Below are 937 nucleotides of genomic sequence, written 5' to 3'. Positions count from 1 at the left end.
TCTTTGGTTAAAAATTGCGACACAACCATTCTCATTCGATTATGCATAAAACCAGTTTGTGTCAATTCCATTATTGCTGCATCAATGATTGGAAATCCTGTTTGCCCTTCGCACCATGCATTAAAATCCGCTTCATTTTGCGACCATTTTATCTGTCGATATTTAGGTTTGAAAGCTTGGTATGAGGTTTCAGGATACTGTGTCATTAACACATAATAAAATTCTCTAAAAATGAGTTCACGTATAAATGCTTCATAGTTTGCCTCATCTTCATCATAACGCGCCAATAAATCATTAAAAATTTCAATAATATCTAATAATCCATATGCTAAAGCAACACTTAGCTGACTTGTTAATACTTCAGGTAAATAGTCTCTTCCGCTTTCGTAATTCTGTATATCTTGATCTAAAAAATGTTGCCATTTATTCTGTTCAATTATTTGTGAGGATCCAAATGCTATGTCATCAAACACTAAATCATCAGGTGATGCAATGACAAAGTCTTCGAATGATTTTAAATCATAGTGATATACGTCTCTATGCCTCAAGTAAGGTCGCCATTTTTTATAGAAACTAGTAAAAACTTTGTATGGCTCCCCTTGTTGATTCATTGTTTTACTCGCTTTAAAGTAATGATTCCCACGTATCAAAGTAACGGCAATGCGTGCTTCATTGAATAAAGAACGTTGATGTAAAATATCATATTCTTCAAGATGATAACTCATAATATCACCCGCAGTCACTACTTCAGAGATATTGTTTTCTTTACAAAATGAAATGATATCGTCATAAGACATGACATAAGGTGTGAGCTTTTCTGCGTGCAACGATTGGTAAAAGCGCTGCAAAGTACCGCGATAAAACTGTGCTTTCAAATCAGAAGCTGAAGACATGTCCTCTTCCGGAATGATAAAATAACATGCATCAATGTCTTCTT

1 protein-coding gene is annotated in these 937 nt (G+C 34.4%); it reads right to left on the bottom strand.

Translation table 11 applies throughout. The annotated features are described in order from the left end of the window. Positions 1-937, bottom strand: a 937-nt coding sequence (locus IDG60_RS27695) for an FAD-binding domain-containing protein (RefSeq protein WP_206160923.1), incomplete at both ends; no start/stop codon positions are given.

The organism is Staphylococcus sp. EG-SA-2, from assembly GCF_017152085.1.
The sequence above is the reverse complement of the archived record's forward strand: the minus strand, read 5'-3'. Positions and strand labels throughout refer to the sequence as shown.